The sequence below is a fragment of the Gordonia sp. NPDC127522 genome (assembly GCF_042672305.1).
Taxonomy (GTDB): Bacteria; Actinomycetota; Actinomycetes; order Mycobacteriales; family Mycobacteriaceae; genus Gordonia; species Gordonia hongkongensis.
Genome location: NZ_JBHXVK010000002.1, coordinates 627,975 through 642,556, shown reverse-complemented (window position 1 = coordinate 642,556; position 14,582 = coordinate 627,975). Strand labels below are relative to the sequence as shown.

Annotated in this window: 14 protein-coding genes; 3 read left to right on the top strand and 11 right to left on the bottom strand. The window is 66.8% G+C overall.

From position 1 onward, the window contains the following. Nucleotides 1-73: 73 nt before the first annotated feature. The 3 genes from ACFVHY_RS07195 to ACFVHY_RS07185 all read right to left on the bottom strand — a co-directional run bounded on the left by ACFVHY_RS07195 (nucleotide 74) and on the right by ACFVHY_RS07185 (nucleotide 2,549). On the bottom strand, nucleotides 74-721 hold the full coding sequence (locus ACFVHY_RS07195) for a DUF305 domain-containing protein (RefSeq protein ID WP_390270143.1): 648 nt from the start codon (nucleotides 719-721) through the stop codon (nucleotides 74-76). Nucleotides 722-824: 103 nt separating this feature from the next. Next, on the bottom strand, nucleotides 825-1,241 hold the full coding sequence (locus ACFVHY_RS07190) for a hypothetical protein (RefSeq protein WP_390270140.1): 417 nt from the start codon (nucleotides 1,239-1,241) through the stop codon (nucleotides 825-827). A gap of 18 nt (nucleotides 1,242-1,259) precedes the next feature. Beyond that, nucleotides 1,260-2,549 carry a phosphatase PAP2 family protein gene (locus tag ACFVHY_RS07185; protein WP_390270137.1) on the bottom strand — a complete coding sequence of 430 codons (1,290 nt, stop codon included), beginning with the start codon at nucleotides 2,547-2,549 and terminating at the stop codon, nucleotides 1,260-1,262. 236 nt (nucleotides 2,550-2,785) lie between these two features. Between ACFVHY_RS07185 and ACFVHY_RS07180 the strand changes: the two genes are divergently transcribed. Both ACFVHY_RS07180 and ACFVHY_RS07175 read left to right on the top strand, forming a co-directional pair. Further along, nucleotides 2,786-3,001 carry a hypothetical protein gene (locus tag ACFVHY_RS07180; protein WP_058252309.1) on the top strand — a complete coding sequence of 72 codons (216 nt, stop codon included), beginning with the start codon at nucleotides 2,786-2,788 and terminating at the stop codon, nucleotides 2,999-3,001. Between the two features lie 111 nt (nucleotides 3,002-3,112). Beyond that, on the top strand, nucleotides 3,113-3,883 hold the full coding sequence (locus ACFVHY_RS07175; RefSeq protein WP_068971224.1) for a deoxyribonuclease IV: 771 nt from the start codon (nucleotides 3,113-3,115) through the stop codon (nucleotides 3,881-3,883). A gap of 8 nt (nucleotides 3,884-3,891) precedes the next feature. On the opposite strand, the gene ACFVHY_RS07170 is transcribed toward ACFVHY_RS07175, so the two are convergent. Then, nucleotides 3,892-4,458, bottom strand: a complete 567-nt coding sequence (locus ACFVHY_RS07170) for a hypothetical protein (protein ID WP_165629459.1) — start codon at nucleotides 4,456-4,458, stop codon at nucleotides 3,892-3,894. 253 nt (nucleotides 4,459-4,711) lie between these two features. On the opposite strand from ACFVHY_RS07170, the gene ACFVHY_RS07165 reads away from it, so the two are divergent. Next, a complete protein-coding gene (locus ACFVHY_RS07165) occupies nucleotides 4,712-6,547 on the top strand; it encodes an acyl-CoA dehydrogenase (RefSeq protein WP_390270133.1) in 1,836 nt (611 codons plus the stop codon). Between the two features lie 103 nt (nucleotides 6,548-6,650). On the opposite strand, the gene ACFVHY_RS07160 is transcribed toward ACFVHY_RS07165, so the two are convergent. From ACFVHY_RS07160 to ACFVHY_RS07130, 7 genes are all read right to left on the bottom strand, one after another. Beyond that, a complete protein-coding gene (locus ACFVHY_RS07160) occupies nucleotides 6,651-7,397 on the bottom strand; it encodes a hypothetical protein (RefSeq protein ID WP_390270130.1) in 747 nt (248 codons plus the stop codon). A 161-nt stretch (nucleotides 7,398-7,558) separates the two neighbouring features. Then, nucleotides 7,559-8,152: a hypothetical protein gene (locus ACFVHY_RS07155; RefSeq protein ID WP_390270127.1), complete on the bottom strand. Its 594-nt coding sequence runs from the start codon at nucleotides 8,150-8,152 to the stop codon at nucleotides 7,559-7,561. A gap of 350 nt (nucleotides 8,153-8,502) precedes the next feature. Then, nucleotides 8,503-9,255 carry a hypothetical protein gene (locus ACFVHY_RS07150; RefSeq protein WP_390270124.1) on the bottom strand — a complete coding sequence of 251 codons (753 nt, stop codon included), beginning with the start codon at nucleotides 9,253-9,255 and terminating at the stop codon, nucleotides 8,503-8,505. A 21-nt stretch (nucleotides 9,256-9,276) separates the two neighbouring features. Continuing rightward, nucleotides 9,277-10,587, bottom strand: coding sequence for a TerD family protein (locus ACFVHY_RS07145; RefSeq protein ID WP_390270121.1), 1,311 nt, complete (start codon nucleotides 10,585-10,587; stop codon nucleotides 9,277-9,279). A 117-nt stretch (nucleotides 10,588-10,704) separates the two neighbouring features. After that, nucleotides 10,705-11,922 (bottom strand): glycerate kinase, encoded by a 1,218-nt coding sequence (locus tag ACFVHY_RS07140; RefSeq protein ID WP_390270118.1) that lies wholly within the window; start codon nucleotides 11,920-11,922, stop codon nucleotides 10,705-10,707. Between the two features lie 94 nt (nucleotides 11,923-12,016). Next, complete coding sequence (locus ACFVHY_RS07135) at nucleotides 12,017-13,582, bottom strand: SLC13 family permease (protein WP_390270115.1); 1,566 nt, start codon at nucleotides 13,580-13,582, stop codon at nucleotides 12,017-12,019. Nucleotides 13,583-13,729: 147 nt separating this feature from the next. Beyond that, nucleotides 13,730-14,509 carry an SDR family NAD(P)-dependent oxidoreductase gene (locus ACFVHY_RS07130; RefSeq protein WP_058252218.1) on the bottom strand — a complete coding sequence of 260 codons (780 nt, stop codon included), beginning with the start codon at nucleotides 14,507-14,509 and terminating at the stop codon, nucleotides 13,730-13,732. Nucleotides 14,510-14,582 lie beyond the last annotated feature (73 nt).

Here is a 14,582-nt window from a genome sequence, read left to right as displayed (position 1 = left end):
GTGACCCGCCGACACGTCGGGGCGGTTGACGTCCGTTTCCGGACCCAACCGCCCCGGCGCCTTCTGTTGGTGCTCAGCTCTGGCCGAGCATCCCCTTCATCTGGTCGATCTCGGCCTGCTGGGTCCGCTTGACCTCTAGGGCAAGGGTTTTCGTCGCGGGGTCGACGCCGTCGGCGAGTACCGCATCGGCCATCGCGATGGCGCCCTCGTGGTGCCGGATCATGCCCTCGAGCCAGAGCCGGTCGAACTCGGGACCGCGTGCGTCCCGCAAGGCGGTCATCTGGTCTGGGCTGAGCATGCCCGGCATCGCGGAGTGACCACCGTGGCCCATGTTCTCGTGGCCGTCGTCGAGGCCGTCGGTACTGACGCCCCAACTCTCCAGACGGTTCTCCATCTGCTCGATCTCGGCGTCCTGGGCCTTCTCGATGGTCGACGCGAGGGCGATCAGCTCCGCATTGTCCGTCCGGCCCTCGACGAGTTCGGCCATCTCCACGGCCTGGTCATGGTGTCCGATCATCGTCGAGGTGAACTCGACGTCGGCCTCGTTGTGAGTGGCCGACGCCGGAGCTCGCGTCGCCACCGATGCCGAGGTGTTGGCGGAGGTGGCGTCGCTCGCTGTTTCGTCGGGTGAGCAACCGGCGACCGCGATGAGTGCCGCCGCGACCAGGCCGACCCCTGACGCCGTCCGGATACGGCGCCGAGATGTGTTGTGTACGTACATGAGTGCATTCCTTGCTGCTGTCGGAGTTCCCGGCGGGCGCGACGCCGGCCGAGAGGGAGGAGAGATGACGACACGACGGACCGAGCGGTCCGCGGAGGTCAACTCAGCAGCGGATCACCTGTAGTTGCAGATGGGAGTACATGGCCCACGGCGGCGGACGACCCAGGATCGTCGTCCGACGGCGAGCGGTGTCGACGATCCGCGGAAACGCCGCAAGCGACCAGAGCAGGAGAACGAGAACCACGGCCGGGAGATCGACGCCCGCCGCACGGATGAAGACGCAGTCGTGCGAGTGCTCACCGCAGTCGTCGGTTCCGGTCATCTCCGGGGCGGACGTCATCGTCGACGATGCCGTGAGCGCCGAATGCTCTGCATGGTGGGACATCCCGCTCTCGCCACCGGAAGGCCCGCCATGACCCGACACCACCGTGTGCATGAGCATCACGGCGAGAGCGAGTACGAGAACGAGTGCGTGGCGCCGTACGACGGCGCCACGACCGGTTCGGCGGCGGCGGCTCACGGGTGCCAGGTTAGGAGGTCACGATGCTGTCGTCGACGCCCTGGCGTCGTCGGGACGCCGATCGTCTCCCGACTCCGCCGCGGCTTCCTCGGCGGCTCGGCGTCGTTGTCGTGGGATCAAGATCCTGCGATCGATGATCTGGTAGGTCGCGACCACCGCGGCGGCCAGCAGCCACCCGAGCACGATGTCGAAGATGTAGTGCTCGGCGGTGTACACCAGGGCGAACGCCATCGCGAGGGCGTAGCCCATGAACAGTGTCTTGCCGAGCGCCTTCACCCGCGGCCACATGAAGAGCGCGAGGAGCATTGTCAGACCCGCGTGCAGCGACGGGATCGCGGCCACCAGGTTGGACTTGCCCTGCCCGACCTCGACGAGGTTCGACGCCGCATGGATGTTGAGGTAACCCCAGCCGCGAGCCGAGATCCGTTCGACGTAGGGATTGGCGTCCGGGTACTCGTTGTCCAGCGTCCCGAGCAGACCGCCGGGCTCCTTGGCCTCCGGCGAGTACATGCAGATCGGGTCACGCGGGAAGTCCTGGACCTCGGCCGCGGTGCATCGCGCGGCGGCCCACGGCGGGGCGCCCGGGACGAGGGTGTAACCGACCAGGGCGAGGAAGGTCGTCGCCACGAAACACGCCGCGTAGCGTCGCCAGGCGGCGCGGTCCTTCAGCCACAACACGGCCGCGACCGCGTACGGGATGATGAAGTACGACATGTAGACGATGCTGACGATGACCTCCCACCAGGGCGGACTCGCCTGCTTGAGGTGCTCCTGCAGCCATGCCGTTGGGTTGACCCCGCCGGTCAGCCAAGCGTCGAAATCGATCGCCAGATGCCAGTGGGTGGGCATGTCGACGATGCGCGCGACGTCCCGGGTCCAGTCGTAGAGGATCAGGATCAGCGCGAACGGCGCCCAGTCGATGAGGATCGTGATGAACTTGCGCCGGCCGATACAGGCAGCCGCGAGTCCCAGACACATCAGGATGATCAGGCGCGTGCGGTCGAAGGCCAGACCGTAGAGGGCGACGTGCACCGCCATCAGCACGATCCAGGCACCGATCGCGATGCGCCGGACCATCGTCAGATCGCGACGGCTCTCGGGATCGGCTTCCATCTCGGCGGCGGCGGCCAGGTCGTCGAGGATCGGTTCCACACCCGCGCGTCCGGTGTCGTCGCGGTCGGTGTCCTCACGACCGGTGGCCACCACGGAGTCCTTGGTGTCGGAGGTGGTCGTCTCGGCGCTCTCGCGCTCGTCGCGCTTGGAGGGTCTGCCCGGCTGCGGGACGCCCACCGTCTCGTCGACACTCACCCGACACAACCCCGCCCGTCACACCCCGCAGGGCAACCACCCACTTAAACTGCCGTCAGTGTAATGGCCATCTGTTGTTCGCGAGCCAAGCCGACGGCCAGGCATGTCGGATTTGAGCATTTCCGGCGCCGCGACCCAGGGCGAACGGTCTCCGCCAGCGGTTTTCGCCGGACACCTCGCCGATCAGGGTGTTGTGGATCACACTGGAGGGCGTCGATCCCCTGAAGGAGGTCTCGGTGCCCAATCGCTACCTGCGCTACGGCGACCAGCGCTACATCATCAACAAGGAGGCGGAGGCCCGTCTCAACCGCACCCTCGACGCGGTGTACGCCGACGGAACCCGCGGTCACGAGTGGCTGAACCTCTATCACGACAGCGCGGCACCGTGTCGACTCCTCATCGCACCCGGGGTCCCGATCACCATCGAGACCGAGCCCTGTCTGGGCGACTGATCTCCCGTCGCCGCGGAGAGCCGGTTGGACGAAGGCGGCGTCCGACCCGGTCCCACTGATCGACGACGACGGGGGCGTCGGCGTGTCGGGGCGGGCCACTATCGTTGTCACATGCGCATCGGAGCCCATCTTCGCGAGGACGCCGACCCCTTGGCCACTGCCGCCGAGCTCGGGATCGATGTCTTCCAGATGTTCGTCACGGATCCTCAGAGCTGGAAGAAGCCGCAGCCGAACCCGCGCGCGGCGGAGTTCCGTGAGTCCGACATCGACGTCGTCGTGCACTCGAGCTACCAGATCAACGTCGCCAGCCTGAACAACCGGCTGCGGATGCCGTCGCGCAAGGCCGTCGAGCAGCAGGCCGCGGCCGCCGCCGAACTCGGCGCCTTCGGGCTCGTCGTGCACGGCGGACATTTGCGCGACGGGGAGGACAGCGCCGAGGGATTCGCGAACTGGCGCAAGCTGTTCGACCGCCAGGCCGACAAGGGCGGTTTCGGCGTCCCGATCCTCATCGAGAACACCGCGGGCGGCGACCACGCGATGGCACGCACGCTCGAGTCCATCGACCGTCTGTGGGAGGCCGTCGGCGACTTCGACCAGGCCGGCTTCTGCCTCGACACCTGCCACGCCTGGGCCGGCGGCGAGGATCTCGTCGGACTCGTCGAGCGCGTCCGACAGATCACCGGCCGGATCGATCTCGTGCACCTCAACAACTCTCGCGACGAGTTCGACTCGGGCCGCGACCGACACGCCAACCTCGCGTCGGGCCACATCGACCCCGAGGTGCTCGTCGCGGTCGCCGAGGCGGCGGGCGCACCGGTCATCCTGGAGACACCCGGCGACGGCATCCCCGACGATCTCGAGTACCTGCGCTCGGCGCTATAAGACGTCGATCACGATAGATTCCAGGCGGGCGCCGGCGGAGTCACCGGGTATGCGGCGACGTTCATGACGACCGTCCCGTCGCAGGGCCCGCCGTCGATCGTGGTCCGCCACACGCCCTTCAGCGTGCCGTCGCCCTGCGGGGTGTAGGTCGCGATCGACGTCGCCGGGCGCCACACCTTCGGCACCCCCGCGCCCTGCCAGCAGTCCCATTCCCAGTCATAACGATGCACCCAGGATCCTGCCTCCCAGGTGTAACGCGGCGGCTGCGGCAGCGTCGGATTCGCGGGTTTCGGCCCGTCGATCACCGTCGCCACGCACGTACCGCCGTCGCACGATGTCCTGAAGGTGTAGTCGTCGGAGAAGTCCGGCTCCGCCTGCCGGGCCGCGAGGCTCGTTCCCGTCTTCGAGGCGGCGAACCGCTTCAACGAATACACGCCATCCCACGAGGGCGTCGCCGCGGCGTCTGCCGGGGCGACAGCCACCAGAAGTCCGGCGGCCAGGGCGACGATCGAGATCACGACGCTCACGAAACCTGTCGCACCGACACGTGCGGGTCCGATCACCAGTCTGCGCATTCGTTCATTGGAACGTACTCGCGGCTCCCGCGCCGGCGTTGCGGATTTCTCGGCGCTCCGGGTGCGCCAACCGGCGCAGATCACACATCTTTCGATTGATCCGGCGGGGATATGGGGCTACTCTAGGGTTACCGGCGAGTAACATAGCTCGGACCGAACAGCCCCCTCATCCGGCCGGTACGCGCACAACCGTGAGCGATCGGACCGGGTCGAGGACGCCATCGCAGACGGCCACACCAGACAAGGAACAACCATGGGCCATTACAAGAGCAACATGCGCGACCTGCAGTTCAATCTCTTCGAACTGTTCGAGCTCGACAAGGTACTGGAGTCCGGCGACTTCGGGGACCTCGACCACGAGACAGCCGTCGACATGCTGCGCGAGGTCCGTGCGCTGGCCGAGGGCCCGATCGCCGAGTCCTTCGTCGACGCCGACCGCAATCCCCCGGTCTTCGACCCCGACGAGCACACCGTCACGATCCCCGAGTCGTTCAAGAAGTCGTACAACGCCCTGGTCGAGGGCGGCTGGGACAAGATCGGCATCGCCGAGGAGCTCGGCGGCCTGCCGGCCCCGCGCTCGCTGTACTGGGCCATCGGCGAGATGATCCTCGGCGCCAACCCGCCCGTGTTCATGTACGCCGCCGGCGCGGGCTTCGCGAACATCTTCTACAACAACGGCACCGACGAGCAGAAGAAGTGGGCCGCCATCTGCTCCGAGCGCGGCTGGGGCGCCACCATGGTGCTGACCGAGCCCGACGCCGGTTCCGACGTGGGCGCCGGACGCACCAAGGCCGTGCAGCAGGAAGACGGTTCCTGGCACATCGACGGTGTGAAGCGATTCATCACCTCGGCCGATCAGGACATGACCGAGAACATCTTCCACCTGGTGCTCGCCCGCCCCGAGGGCGCCGGCCCGGGCACCAAGGGTCTGTCGCTGTTCTTCGTGCCCAAGTACCACTTCGACTTCGAGTCCGGCGAACTCGGCGAGCGCAACGGCGTCTTCGTCACCAACGTCGAGCACAAGATGGGCATCAAGGCGTCCGCCACCTGCGAGGTCACCTTCGGTCAGCACGGCACCCCCGCCAAGGGCTGGCTCGTCGGCGACGTCCACAAGGGCATCGCGCAGATGTTCGAGGTCATCGAGCACGCGCGAATGATGGTGGGCACCAAGGCCATCTCGACCCTGTCGACCGGTTACCTGAACGCGCTCGAGTACGCCAAGGAGCGCATCCAGGGTGCGGACATGACCCAGATGACCGACAAGGCCGCGCCGCGCGTATCGATCACCCACCACCCCGATGTGCGTCGTTCGCTGATGACCCAGAAGGCCTACGCCGAAGGTCTGCGCGCGATCTACCTCTACACCGCGTCGCACCAGGACACCGCCGCCGCGAAGATCGTGTCCGGCGCCGATCCCGACATGGCCCACCGCGTGAACGATCTGCTGCTCCCGATCGTCAAGGGCGTCGGCTCCGAGCGCGCCTACGGCACCCTCGGTCACGAGTCGCTGCAGACGCTCGGCGGGTCGGGATTCCTCCAGGACTACCCGATCGAGCAGTACATCCGTGACTCGAAGATCGACTCGCTGTACGAGGGCACCACCGCCATCCAGGCCCAGGACTTCTTCTTCCGCAAGATCATCCGCGACAAGGGACAGGCTCTCGCGCACGTCGCCGGACAGATCCAGAGCTTCATCGACTCCGAGGCGGGCAACGGTCGGCTGAAGACCGAGCGGGCACTACTGAAGACGGCGCTCGACGACGTGCAGGCGATGGCTGCCTCGCTCACCAACGATCTGATGGCGGCACAGGAGAACTCGGCCGAGCTGTACAAGGTCGGCCTCGGATCGGTCCGCTTCCTGATGGCCGTCGGCGACCTGCTCATCGGCTGGCTGCTCCTCCGCCAGGCCGAGGTCGCCCTCGCCGCTCTCGACAACGGGGCCTCCGACGCCGACAAGTCCTTCTACGAGGGCAAGGTCGCCGTGGCGAGCTTCTTCGCGAAGAACATGCTCCCGCTGCTGACCTCGGTTCGCGTCACCGTCGAGAACATCGACAACGACATCATGGAACTCGACGAAGCGGCCTTCTGAGCCCGACCAAACCGCGAACTCCCACCGGCGAATCCGCCGGTGGGAGTTCTTCTTTGCGTCGAGCCGGTGCACATCGCGGCTCAGACCCCGCGGTGCGGCATCGTCACTCGATCACGCTGAAGCAATAGCCGACGGGGCGCGGTTTCTCCGCGAAGTAGGTCCCGTCCGAGTCGGGACATTCGGGCTCCCCCGTGGCCTTGGTGTCCACGCGGATGTTCGTTCCGCCGGAAACCGGCGAACCGCAGTCGATCTCACGAATGTCGGCGAGCGCGGTACCACCGGTCGCGGACGGGATGTAGTAACAACGGCCCTCCTGGTACACCGGCGCCAGACAGAGCGCACCCTCCTCGCCCGCGACCCAGTAGCGCGAGTAGTTGGGACCGCAAAGTCCCTGCGTGATGGACTTCTCCGCGACGACGTAGTGGAAGTCGGTGTCGCCGCAGGACACCTCGTCGGCCTTGAGGGTCTCCGGCTCCGCCGTCACGACGATGCACTCGCCAACCGCGACGTCACTGGTGTCGGTGACCCCACCTCCCTGCGCCGACGACACCAGCACCCGCGCCACGCCACCGGCGATCACGATCAAGAGCAGCACCCCGACGATTCCCAACGCGACCCACAGACCGGTGCGCTTCTTCTTCGGTGGCGGCGGAAACGGCGGCCCGGGCGGGTACATCCCGCCCGGCATCGGACCCGGGTACTGGGGGGGACCGCCGTAGGGCCCCTGGTTCGGCGGCGGTGCGCCGTAGGGCTGGTCCCGTGGCGGGAACCCGCCCTGCGGTGGGTACTGCCCGGGCTGTGGTTGTAGCCCGAATCGCGGGTCCCCCGGCTGATATGGCGAGTTGGTCACGCGCGAAGACTACCGCCACCTGCCGCCACGTCCAGGGCACCGATGAACCTCGACTCGACTGATGGACTTCGATCGAAGTCCATCAGTCGAGGTGAGGTTCGCCGGTCCGGCGGCGGGAACCATACCTTGGTCACCCCTCGGAACTCATAGACGCAGGCTGGTCACTCCAGGAAGGTGAGACAGTAACCAGTGGGGGTCGGCTTCGGGATGAAGTACTTCGACTGGCCTTCGGGGCACGTCGGCTTGCCCTCGACTTTCGAATCGACACGAATGTTGGTTGCGCCGGGAACCAAAATCGGCTCGGCGCAATCGATCTCGCGAGTCTCGGCGATCGCGACGCCTTCGGTGGCAGCGGAGAGGAAGTAGCAGCTGCCGAGGTTCAGAACCTCCGCGAGACACAACCCGCCGGCCGCAGACGGATACTTGGTCGAGAACCAGAACTTCGCATACTCCGGACCGCAGCTCTCCCTGCCGGTCGACATCGAGACCACGACGTAGCGGAATTCAGAACCCGAGCACGAGGCCCGCTTCGGGATGAGCGAGCCCTGCCTGACCTCCATCTGGACGCATTCACCTATGGAGATGTGGCTACTACTGGTCAGCACTCTGCTGGGCGGGATCGATTCTCCCAGTCGATGGACGCCAAGGCCCGCCACCGCGAAAACCACAAGACCGACAACACCGAGCGAAACCCACAACCAGGTGCGCTTCTTCTTCCGCTGCGGCGGCGGGAACGGCGGGCCTGGTGGGTGCATGCCTCCAGGCATCGGACCGCCGTAGGGAGGCGGCGCCGCGTACGGCCGGTTCGACGGATAGAAGCCCGGGTGCGGAGGATAGTGCCCGGGCGGGGGTTGTGGTCCGACTCGCGGGTCCCCCGACTGATATGGCGAATTGGTCACGCGCGAACACTATCCTGAACCCCTCGATCACGGGCTTTCGTATCCACCTGTCGATTCGTGACCGAGGGGGCATCGGCGTGGCGACTCACCGATGAACCTCAGCTCGACTGATGGACTTCGATCGAAGTCCATCAGTCGAAACGAAGTTCGTCGGTTGGGGCCCGATGACCGGATGGCGGCCCAGATTTGATGAATTCGTCTGCGGCTCAGGCATCCCGTCCCGACCGCACCCGCTCGACCACATCCGCATAGAAGGTGGTGGCCAGGAGAACCATGGCCGTCACGAATCCGCCTTCGCTGCCGGTCCGTTTCGACCCCATGGACGACTCCATGGTCACCGTGAACTCGCGGATGTCCCGGCCATCGGAAGGCATGACGGAAGTGGCATCGGCGCGAATGTCTTTCAGCAACGCCGCGGTCGACTCGACCCGACTTCCCGCGTGATGCGCCGTGATCCGCAGATCATCGGGCGCGCCGGAAAGTTGACGGACCAGCCAGTTGATCTTGGTCTGCGTTCGTCCGGCCCGCGGGGCTGCGGTTTTCAGCGAGCACCCGATGCGGCCCCGACCGAGGTCTGCGTGCATCGCCACCGGTCCAGCCGCTCCGGATACTCGCAACAACGCGAAGAGTTCCCCCGAATCGGCCAGTTGCCGAGCGCGGCTGACCGAATCGACTCGGCTCGCCGGGGCTTGTGCAGTCACGCGCTGCCCGGTCAGTGCGCTGAGCCGGAGCGCAACGTGGCGGGCCAGACGATCGAATCGGTCGCACACGTCCGACGTCGAGTCGTCCGACGCGCCGACGGTCTTGTTCTTGACCGCTTCCCGGATCTTGACCCACTGCTTGCCCATGTCGTCGAAGGTCCGCATACCGGACTGGCCGTCGGCGGCGTACCAGAGGAGTTCCTCGAGAAGACGAGCTCGCACCCTGTCGTCGACGCCGACATGCTCGTGCACGATCATTGCCTCGGCGACGACCTCCTCTCACGAAAGATGTTTCAGCACAGTGTTCTTCGAAGGCCGACCCTCGATAGCGAAAGGGTGGAGATCTGGGGAGGCCATCAGGTCGCCGCTGATGGTGATCACTGCGTCGAACGACTTCGCCTTGGCCAGTTTGAGGTAGGTTCCGACCTGATCCCCGGTCAGCTCCGCCCGGCCGGTTTTCACTTCGACAAGTGCTCGCCACACCTTGCTACCGCGACTCACCTTGATCAGTCCGTCCGGGCGCACGTCCTCACCCGACATCGAGAATCGAACTTCGGTGAATGCTTCGATACGTCCTCGCGGCGCTCCGGTCTGGCTGAGGACCGCGCGGCCGAACTCGGGGACCGTTTCCATTGTGGCCAACAGAATGGACGTCGTGCGCATCTCTTGTTCGGCAGTCGACTTGATGCCTGCAGATGGAAAGAGTCGCGCCCGCTTCCACTCCGACTCAACCTGTCGAGGTAGATATGCCAGGGTTCTCGACGCCCAGTCCTTCGGCAACGGCGCTGGGCGTCGTTTTCGACCGATCGAGACCTTCGTACCGGGCTCACTCTGTGAAGATGCGGTTTCTTGCACGGCGTCATCGGCACCCGGCACTCCGGTGTCGGCGGCAAGAGCCGCCGCGGCCGAACTTGCGTCAGGGACCGACTCGGCAATGTTCTGTTCCGTGTCCGGTTCCTCGTCCTCACCAGTCGAATCCAGGCTGCCGTCGACAGACTCCGTGTCGTCGACTTCGATCCCATGGTCGGAAACCAGGGCCTCGAGCCCTCCGTCGTAACCCTGACCGACGGCTCGGATCTTCCAGGCATCGTTGCGTCGGTATATCTCGCCGAAGATCAAGGCGCGTTCCGACGACAGACCTTCCATTGCGTGCACGACGAGCGGAGCATCTGGCTCGTCTGCATGGGCGACGTACATGTTGACGAGCTCGGCGTCTCCGAAGCTCGCATCCGTCCGAGGGTCCGTGCTGGCCGTGACCATGATCCGCGCGACCGAATCTGGTATGCGCGCGAGATCGACCTCCACGGCATCTTTGTGACTGAACGAACTGCCGTCCGGGTCCTGCTGGTGCACCTCGTGCGAGACCAGCCGTACAGCGCCTCCCACCCCCGTGGGCTGGTTGTAGAAGATCAGGTCGTCATTGGACCGCACTTGCCCGTCGTCACCGAGAATGAGGATGCCGGCGTCGAGTCCGATCTCCTTGCCCGCAGCCGCTTCGGTCTGGATGACGACCACCAGCCGCGGTGAGTTCTCGCCGGCGACTTCGTCGACCGAGACGTTTCCACCCTTGGACAGCTCACGAAGCTCCACCTCGCCAACTTATTGGCAACACCCTTCTCAGTGTGTGGCGAATCGGACAAGTGGGTCGTATTCGAGGCTCATTCGACTGATCGGAGGATCGGTCCCGCACATTCTCGGGCGCGGAGATCAGACCGCCTTCTTCCGCTTCCGCTGGCCGGCCCGGGCGGACACCGCGGCGCCGAGGAGGATCATCCGCATGGTGCGTTCGGCGGCGTCGGCGAGGAGCTTCTCTCCGTTGGCGACCGCCTCCGCCAAGGGCATCGGTACCGTGATGATCGACGCGATCGCCCCGATCCCCACGTCGTGGACGGCGGGCGCACCGTGCCCGAGTGAACCCGCCAGCGCGACAACGGGCACACCGCGCAACTGGGCGCGGCGGGCCACCTCGGCGGGCACCTTGCCGCGCGGGGTCTGGAAGTCGATCGAACCCTCTGCGGTGATCACCAGATCCGCCTTGCCGATCCGATGATCGAGGTCGATGCCGGACAGCCCGGAATCGAGTAGTGCGTCGAACCGCGACCGCAGCTTCCCACCCGCTGCGGCCAGCCCCGCACCGAGTCCACCCGACGCGCCGGATCCGGCCCCCTGCCGATAGTCGATGTCGGCCAGCCCATCCCGCATCAGGACGTCCGCCCAGACGTCGAGCGCCGCCGACAGCGAGTCGACCTGTGCGGGCGTCGCCCCCTTCTGCGGCCCGAAGACGCGGGCGACGCCGCTCGGTCCGCACAGGACGTTGTGCGGGTTGCCCGCGACCACCACTTCGGTCTCCCGCAACCGCGGATGCAGGTCGGTGAGGTCCAGCGATTCCGCGCGCGCCAGTTCGTTTCCGCCACGCCCGATCTCATGACCGTCCTGGTCCAGGACGCGCGCACCGAGTGCCTGGAGCGCCCCGGCCCCGCCGTCACATGTCCCCGAGTCGCCGCAGCCGACGAGAATCGCCGACACCCCCGCGTCGAGTGCCGCGGCAATCAGTTGTCCCACTCCGTAAGTGGTGGTGGCGCCGGGATCTCGCTGCCCCGCCGGAACGAGTGCCAATCCAGCGGCGGCAGCCATCTCGACGACGCCGATGCGGTTCCGACCGACGCCGACCTCGGCCCAGTGCGACTGCACCGGCTCACCGGTGGGGCCACAGACGGTCAGCTCGTGGAGCCGCCCGTTGCCCGCGGCCGCGAGGATGCGCGCCGTTCCCTCCCCGCCGTCCGCGATCGGTGCGATGTCGACGCGCACCCCGGGGAGCGTGCGCCGCACCCCCGCGGCGATGGCGGTCGCCACGGACACGGCGTCGAGGCTCTCCTTGAAACCACTCGGGGCGACCAGGATTCGTTGCGGAACTCGGACGGACATCGGCACTCCTGTTGATCGATCGGACAAGGTCTTGATGAAGAGACGGGAACTCGCACCCGGAGGCACATTCGGGACAGTCGCGGCGATGCGACGGTCAGGACGAGAGCAGGGGCAGACCCAGATAAGGCCAGACCCAGAACGTGAAGATGATGAGCAGCACCAGCGACACCGGCGCGAGCAGCGCCGACATCGTGAGCAGATGTCGGGGTTCGTAACCCGGGACGTCGTCGCTCGCCGCGAACATGGCGACCGGTTTGGCCGAGCTGGTGAGAGTGATGCAGAACCCGGCGGCCGCGGTGGACAGGAAGGCCGCGGCGACCGGGTCGACCCCGACGGCCGGGGCGGTCACCACGATGATCGGGATCAGTACCGCCGAACGGGCCGAACGGGATTGGATCACCAGATGTGCGAGCAGCGAGACGATCGCCGCGACGACGACGAACACCATCGCGGCCGCCGGCCCGGTCTCGGCGATGGACCCGAAAGCCTGATCCGCCAGCCACTCCGCGGCACCACTGGAGTTGAGCGCCATCCCCAGCGCGAGGGTGGCGGCCATGAACAACAGAAGCGTCCACGGGACGGTCTTCAGCGCCGCGCCCAGCGTCGTCGCGCCGACCGCCGGCGCCGACGCGGCCAGCGCGCCGAGCACCGCGACGATGGCCGGGTCGACACCGTGCAAGGGTTCAGAACACCACAGCGTCACAACGAGTCCGAGAATGACGGACACCCGGCGTTGTGCAGACGTGAGCGGTCCGGAGGTCACCGTGCCGGTCGTCGCGAGAGCGGTCGGCGGCACGCACAGCGGACGTGCCCGCTCGGCGTGATCGGTCATCAACCACAGTGCCGACTCGGCCGCGAGATGCGACCACACGAGGGCCAGGGGGATGCCGAGGACCGCCCAGTGCAGAAATCCGATACCGCCACCGGTTGCGGCCGAGACGATCTCGACGGTGATGAGGTGTGCACCGGCGCCCAGAAGCGATCCCACCGCCGAGAACAGGATCACCATCGGGAAGACCAGCGCGAGGCACAGCACCAGGCGGGGTCGGTCACGCAGGACCGCGGCGAGCGCGAGAAAGATCGGAAGAGCAAGGGCCGCGCGCCCGGAGGTCGCCGGGATCGCGAACGTGGTCAGCAACAGGGCCGCGGTGATCAGATGGACCAACTGACGAGGCGTCCGGGCCCGGCGGACGACCCGCGCCGACACACGAGCCGACAGACCTGACGCCGTGACCGCGGCCGCGATCACGAAAGCACCGATCAGCAACCAGATCACGCCGGAGCCGAGCGTGCCCGCGAAGGTGTTGGCGTCGATGATGCCGAAGACCACCAGAGCGATACCGCCACCCAGCGCGACATAGGTGTCGTCCAGCGGCGAGAAGATCCACGCCCACACCGCGATCAGGAAGACGAGGAGGGTGACGACGGCGTCGAACGGCAACTCCCCGGTCCACCCGGCATGTCCGACGAACGCGCCGGCGCCGAGAACGACGACGAGACCGGCTGCCGCCCACGGGGACAGCGCGCTGCCGACGGCGGCGAGGAGGGTGCGTCGTGGCGACGGTGGCGGCGTCACCGTGCGCACGGGTGGGCGCGTCGCGTACATCGTCACCGGGCCCGGGTGATCCGGAAGTCGGTCGATCGCGTGCGGAACGTTCATGGCGACCACTCTGCGGTGCCGGCGTGACACCTTCATGAGGCGCGAATGAAAGTTCTTTCACGGAAAGAACCGGTGAACAGACGGCAAACCCACCACCGGATCGGGCCGGTGGTGGGTCTGCGCGGTTACCTCGGTGGGGTGTCGGATCTACTTCGGTGGCATCCGGATGCCACCGTCGACGCGGATGACCTCCGCGTTCATGTAGCTGTTGGTGACCAGCTCGACGACCATCGAGGCGAGCTCGTCGGGTGCACCCAGGCGATGCGGGAACAGGACCGACTCGCCGAGCTTGGCCTTGAACGCCTCGGCCGCTTCGCCTTCACCGTAGATCGGGGTGTCGATCAGACCGGGGGCGATGGTGTTGACGCGGATGCCGACCGCGGCCAGGTCGCGCGCGACCGGGAGGGTCATGCCGACGACGCCGCCCTTGGACGACGAGTACGACGCCTGGCCGATCTGGCCGTCGAAGGCCGCAACGCTGGCCATGTTGACGATCGCGCCGCGCTCGCCGTGGCCGTCGAGCGGCTCGTTGCGGCTCATGGCGGTGGCCGCGAGACGGATGCAGTCGAAGGTGCCGATCAGGTTGATCGCGATGACCTTCTTGTAGGCGTCGAGGTTGTGGGCCGACCCGAACTCACCGTCGCGACCGATGGTGCGCTGCGCCCAGCCGATGCCGGCCGAGTTGACCAGCGCACGCAGCGGGCCCAGTTCGGTGGCCGCGTTGACGGCGGCTTCGATCTGTTCGGTCGAGGTCACGTCGACGGCGACGAACTGTCCGCCGATCTCCTTGGCGAGTTCCTCGCCCTTGTCCGCGTTCAGGTCGGCGACGATGACCTTTGCACCCTTGGCCGCCAGCTGGCGAGCCGCAGCCGCGCCGATGCCGGACGCGCCACCCGTGACGATTGCACTAGCTCCATTGATATCCACGCCCCGGAGCCTATCGAGCGTTCTATCGCTCGGTAAAGCCCTTCGGCGAAACACCCCGCATCGAATCGCCCCG

Bases quoted from the DNA above. Each gene is read 5' to 3' on its own strand.
- ACFVHY_RS07155 (WP_390270127.1), bottom strand. From the start codon at position 8,152: ATGCACCCACCAGGCCCGCCGTTCCCGCCGCCGCAGCGGAAGAAGAAG.
- ACFVHY_RS07140 (WP_390270118.1), bottom strand. From the start codon at position 11,922: ATGTCCGTCCGAGTTCCGCAACGAATCCTGGTCGCCCCGAGTGGTTTC.
- ACFVHY_RS07175 (WP_068971224.1), top strand. From the start codon at position 3,113: ATGCGCATCGGAGCCCATCTTCGCGAGGACGCCGACCCCTTGGCCACT.
- ACFVHY_RS07195 (WP_390270143.1), bottom strand. From the start codon at position 721: ATGTACGTACACAACACATCTCGGCGCCGTATCCGGACGGCGTCAGGG.
- ACFVHY_RS07165 (WP_390270133.1), top strand. From the start codon at position 4,712: ATGGGCCATTACAAGAGCAACATGCGCGACCTGCAGTTCAATCTCTTC.
- ACFVHY_RS07170 (WP_165629459.1), bottom strand. From the start codon at position 4,458: ATGCGCAGACTGGTGATCGGACCCGCACGTGTCGGTGCGACAGGTTTC.
- ACFVHY_RS07150 (WP_390270124.1), bottom strand. From the start codon at position 9,255: ATGATCGTGCACGAGCATGTCGGCGTCGACGACAGGGTGCGAGCTCGT.
- ACFVHY_RS07135 (WP_390270115.1), bottom strand. From the start codon at position 13,582: ATGAACGTTCCGCACGCGATCGACCGACTTCCGGATCACCCGGGCCCG.